Origin of the sequence: Streptomyces capoamus, from assembly GCF_014654935.1 — a bacterium.
In the GTDB taxonomy this organism is placed as follows: domain Bacteria; phylum Actinomycetota; class Actinomycetes; order Streptomycetales; family Streptomycetaceae; genus Streptomyces; species Streptomyces capoamus.
On sequence record NZ_BNBF01000009.1, the window covers coordinates 81,326 to 86,577 of the forward strand.

Genomic DNA, 5,252 nt, shown 5'->3' on the forward strand with positions numbered 1-5,252 from the left:
CGCCAACGGGTCGGGTAAGTCCACCCTGCTCGGCGCGCTGCTGGGCCGCGTCCCGCTCGACTCCGGCCACGCGGCCCTCGGTTCCGGGGTGCTCGTCGGCGAGGTCGACCAGGCCCGCGGCCTGTTCCACGGCCCCGAGACCCTGCTCGACGCCTTCTGCGCCGCCGTCCCCGACACCGAACCGGCGGAGGTCCGCACCCTGCTGGCCAAGTTCGGCCTGAGGTCCGCCCATGTGCTGCGCCCGGCCGCGACCCTCTCCCCGGGCGAACGCACCCGCGCCGCGCTCGCCCTGCTCCAGGGCCGCGGCGTCAACCTGCTCGTGCTGGACGAGCCGACGAACCACCTGGACCTGCCGGCCATCGAGCAGCTGGAGGAGGCCCTCGACGCCTACACCGGCACCCTGCTGCTGGTCACCCACGACCGTCGCATGCTGGACGCGGTCCACGTCACCCGGCGCCTGGAGGTGGCGGACGGCAAGGTGACCGAGCGCTAGGTCATGTATCGGAGGTGAGTTCCAGTTCGCCGACGCACTGGTCGCCACTCATCTCTCCGGTCAGCCGGAATCCGAGTCCGAGGTAGAAGGCTTCGGGGCCGTCGCTGCCGGGATGCCAGCAGGCGGTCAGGCGGGTGCCGCCACGGCGGCGGATCTCGTCGGCCACCGCCTGGACCGCGAAGCGGCCGTAGCCGCGGCCCTGCTCCTCGGCGGAGATGTTCAGACGCCACAGCCCGGAGCGGATGTCGGTGCCGGTTCCGTCGCCGGCGAAGTCGATGTCGAAGAAGGCCATCAGGAAGCCGACGACTCGGTCGTCGTCGAGGATGAGCCGGGGCCAGGCGACGCCGGGGTGCACGTACGCCTCGGCGAGGGACTTGACGACCGGAGAGACCAGGTGGTCCTGGGCGGGTCGTACCTTCAGGCGGAGCGCACAGCCGATCGGGCACGCGTACGCCCGCGCAGCGGAATGGGGCGATCACGTACCGCCGCGGCGCCGGATGCCCTACCGTATGGCGCCGTGGCACGGTGAGCGCCCGCTGTCCGTGTCACCGGTGGGGGAGGGACGGGTGGACACAGGGGAGGAACGGCCCACGGGCCCGGCCAGGTACCAGGACCACGTGGACTTCCGCGGCGGCCAGTTCCACGGCCCGGTCTCGCTCGGCGCGCCGTGCGACCACGCGCCGCCGTACGAGCCGACCGTGCTGTCCGCGCTGCCGGCGGCCCCCGCCGGGTTCGCCGGCCGCGACCGCGAACTCGCGGCGCTCCTGGAGGGGTTACGGCCGCCCGACGGCCCCGCGGACACCGACGCGTCCGTCCTGTGGGCCGTGACCGGGCTCGGCGGCATGGGCAAGACGGCGCTCGCGCTCCAGGCCGCCCACGTGGCCCGGCGCAACGGCTGGTTCACCGGCGGCACCCTCTTCCTGGACCTCGCCGGCTACGACGACGCCCCGGTCACGCCCGCCCAGGCCGTCGCCGCCCTGCTGTACGCCCTCGGTGTCGGCAACGCCCACCTGCCCTCCGAGGAGATCGACCAGCACGCCTTGTACCTCAGCCGTCTGGCCACCCTCGCCGACCAGGGCAAACGGGTCCTGCTGCTGTTCGACAACGTCTGTGAGCCCGGCCAGCTCCCGCCGCTGCTGCCCGGCAGCGCCGAGCACTGCGTCGTCTTCACCTCACGGGAGTCCCACCCCTCGCTGCCCGCCCGGGAACTCTCGCTCGGCCCGCTGTGCCCGCAGGACTCGGCCGCGCTCGTCGCCGGGGCGCTGCGGCTGCGCGAGCCCGGGGACGACCGGCTGGAACCGGAGGCCTCGTCCCTGGGGGAACTCACCGGCCTGTGCGGGCACATGCCGCTGGCGCTGCAGATCGCGGCCGCGCTGCTGCGGCACCGCCGTTCCCGGGGCCGGGTCGCGTCCCTCGTCGCCGAACTGCGGTCGGGGACCGGTGTGACCGACGCACTGCGCAGCCGGGGCGTCGACCAGTACGGCAGGCCGCTGGCGCTCGCACCCGTGCTGGAGGCGTCCGTGCGCCGGCTGCCCGCCGACCGGGCCCGGGCCCTGTGCCTGCTGGCGCAGGTGCCGTGCGCGGACTACGACACGGACACCGCGGCGGTGATCACCGAACGGACGCGGCCGGCGGCGCTGGACCTGCTCGACGACCTCGCCTGGGCGCATCTGGTGACCCGGGAGCAGCCCGACGGGCAGGGCCGGGAGCGCTGGGGCATCCACGACCTCGTCCGCAGCCACGCCTCGGCCCTGGGAGCGTCCGACCCGGACCTGGCCGTGGCGGCGCGCGGCGCGCGGACCCGGGTGCGGGAGCACCTGCTGCGGCAGGCCGCGCGCTGCGCCCGTCACATGCCCGCGCCCGTGCACGATCCGTCCCCGGTCGCCGTGGCGCGCCGGGACGCCGCCCTGGCCTGGTTCGACAGCGAGCGCCACAATCTCGTCGCCGCTGTGCAGTGGCCCGACGGGCAGGACGCGCGGGCCCGGGTGGCCCTCGCCCTGCACCTCGCCGGGTACCTGCGCTGGCGCCGTTTCTTCGCAGACTGGATCGCCGTCGGCCGCACCGCGCGCACCCTCGCGCACGATCTGCGGGACGACCGTGCCGAGGCCGAGGTCTGCAACCACCTGGGCTCCGCGTTGTCACGCGGCGGACGGCCCGGCGAGGCCCTCGAACCGCTCACCCGCGCGGCCCGCCTCTTCCGGCGCATCGAGGATCCGAGGGGCGAGGGCATGGCGTGGAACAACCTCGGTCTCGCCCAGCGCCGGGCCGGCACGTTCGAGCTGGCCCTCGACACGCACCGCAGGGCCCGGGACCGCTTCCAGGCCCTCGGCGACCGCTGGAACGAGGGCCGCGCCCAGCACAACCTGGGGCTGGCCCTGGACGCGGCGGGCCGGCACACCGAGGCCGCCGCCGCCTTCCGCCGTGCCTGCGACCTCCACCGGGAGCTGGACCGCATCTACTACGGCGACTCCCTCAACAGCCTCGGCTGGGCCCTTGTCGCGGCGGAGCGGACGGGCGAGGCGATCACCGCGCTGCAGGAGTCGCTGCGCATCCGCCAGGAGTACGACAACTGGTACGCGACCGGCCTGACCGGGTCCAACCTCGCGCTGGCGCTGGAGTCCGCGGGCCGGCACCCCGAGGCGGCACGCGCCAGGGCCCTGGCGGACGAGGCCTGCGCCCGCGCGGGCACCCGAGCGGCGGTGTACGGCCACCACCACTGACCGCCCCGCGGAAGGCTCCCCCGGACAGCCCCCGCCCGCCTCGACGCGACCCGACAGCCCGGGGCCGGAGCCCAGTGGCCCCGGCCCGGGTCGTCAGCGTTTCTTCGGGTCCAGCAGCCCCGCGCGGCGCAGGGCGTCGGCCATCGCGCCGTCGGCCGGTGCCGGCGCCTGCCGGCCGCCGCGGTCGGCGCCGCCCCGGCCCCGCCGCCCGCCGCCCTGCCGCTGCTGGTCACCGCTCTGCCGCTGCTGGCCGCCGCCCTGCCGCTGCTGGGGCGGACGGGTCCCGCCGCCGCGCTGCCCCTGCGGGGCCGCCTCGTCGTCCAGCCGCAGGGTCAGGGCGATCCGCTTGCGCGGGAGGTCCACGTCCAGGACCTTCACCTTGACGATGTCACCGGGCTTGACGACATCGCGCGGGTCCTTGACGAACGTCTTCGACATCGCCGAGACGTGCACCAGGCCGTCCTGGTGGACACCGACGTCGACGAACGCGCCGAAGGCGGCCACGTTGGTGACCACGCCCTCCAGGACCATCCCGGCGGACAGGTCGGAGATCTTCTCCACGCCCTCCTTGAAGGTGGCCGTCCGGAACGCCGGACGCGGGTCGCGGCCCGGCTTCTCCAGTTCCTTGAGGATGTCGGTGACGGTCGGCAGACCGAAGGTGTCGTCCACGAACTCGGCCGGCCGCAGCGAGCGCAGCACGCCCGTGTTGCCGATGAGGGACGCCACCTCCTGGCCCGTGGTCTTCACCATGCGGCGCACCACCGGGTAGGCCTCGGGGTGCACGCTGGAGGCGTCCAGCGGGTCGACGCCGCCGCGGATGCGCAGGAAGCCCGCGCACTGCTCGTACGCCTTCGGGCCGAGCCGCGCCACCTTCTTCAGCTCCGAACGGGACGTGAACGGCCCGTTCTGGTCCCGGTGCGCGACGATGTTCTCGGCGAGCCCCGCCGAGATGCCCGACACCCGCGCCAGCAGCGGCACGGACGCGGTGTTGACGTCCACGCCGACGCCGTTCACACAGTCCTCGACCACCGCGTCCAGCGAGCGGGACAGCTTCACCTCGGACAGGTCGTGCTGGTACTGCCCGACGCCGATCGACTTCGGATCGATCTTCACCAGTTCGGCCAGCGGGTCCTGCAGCCGGCGGGCGATGGAGACCGCGCCGCGCAGCGACACGTCCATGTCCGGCAGCTCCTGCGAGGCGTAACTCGACGCGGAGTACACCGAAGCACCCGCCTCGGACACCATCACCTTGGTGAGGTTCAGCTCCGGGTGCCGGGCGATGAGGTCGGCGGCGAGCTTGTCGGTCTCTCGGGAGGCCGTGCCGTTGCCGATCGCGACCAGTTCGACCGCGTGCTGCTTCGCCAGCCGCGCCAGCTTGGCCAGCGCCTCGTCCCACTTGTTGGCCGGGACGTGCGGATAGATCACGTCCGTGGCGACGACCTTGCCGGTGGCGTCGACCACGGCGACCTTCACGCCCGTGCGGAAACCGGGGTCCAGGCCCAGCGTGGCGCGCGTGCCGGCCGGGGCGGCCAGCAGCAGGTCGCGCAGGTTCGCCGCGAACACGTTCACCGCCTCGTCCTCGGCGGCCGTCCGCAGCCGGAGGCGGATGTCGATCCCGAGGTGGACGAGGACGCGGGTGCGCCAGGCCCAGCGGACCGTGTCTCCCAGCCACTTGTCGGCCGGGCGACCCCGGTCGGCGATCCCGAACCGCCGGGCGATGATCTGCTCGTACGACGACGGACCCTCGGTCGCCTCCTCCGGCTCCAGGACGAGGTCCAGGACCTCCTCCTTCTCGCCGCGCAGCATCGCCAGGACCCGGTGCGAGGGCAGCTCGGTGAACGGCTCGGCGAAGTCGAAGTAGTCGGCGAACTTGGCGCCCGCCTCCTCCTTGCCCTCCCGCACCTTCGCGGCCAGCCGCCCGCGCGTCCACATGCGCTCGCGCAGCTCGCCGATCAGGTCGGCGTCCTCCGAGAACCGCTCGGTCAGGATCGCCCGCGCGCCGTCCAGCGCGGCCTGCGGATCGGCGACGCCCTTGTCGG

General features: G+C 74.3%; 4 protein-coding genes. 2 read left to right on the plus strand and 2 right to left on the minus strand.

Going from position 1 to position 5,252, the window contains the following annotated elements; all coding sequences use genetic code 11:
- A partial coding sequence (locus IE312_RS40365) for an ATP-binding cassette domain-containing protein (RefSeq protein WP_229899873.1) occupies positions 1 to 493 on the plus strand: 493 nt, incomplete at its 5' end.
- A 1-nt stretch (position 494) separates the two neighbouring features.
- Here IE312_RS40365 and IE312_RS16330 read toward each other — a convergent pair.
- On the minus strand, positions 495 to 932 hold the full coding sequence (locus tag IE312_RS16330; protein WP_189982727.1) for a GNAT family N-acetyltransferase: 438 nt from the start codon (positions 930 to 932) through the stop codon (positions 495 to 497).
- A gap of 127 nt (positions 933 to 1,059) precedes the next feature.
- Here IE312_RS16330 and IE312_RS16335 point away from each other — a divergent pair, with 127 nt between their 5' ends.
- On the plus strand, positions 1,060 to 3,213 hold the full coding sequence (locus IE312_RS16335; protein ID WP_189982425.1) for a tetratricopeptide repeat protein: 2,154 nt from the start codon (positions 1,060 to 1,062) through the stop codon (positions 3,211 to 3,213).
- A gap of 93 nt (positions 3,214 to 3,306) precedes the next feature.
- On the opposite strand, the gene IE312_RS16340 is transcribed toward IE312_RS16335, so the two are convergent.
- The coding region (locus IE312_RS16340; protein ID WP_229899875.1) for a Tex family protein at positions 3,307 to 5,252 on the minus strand (1,946 nt) is incomplete at its 5' end.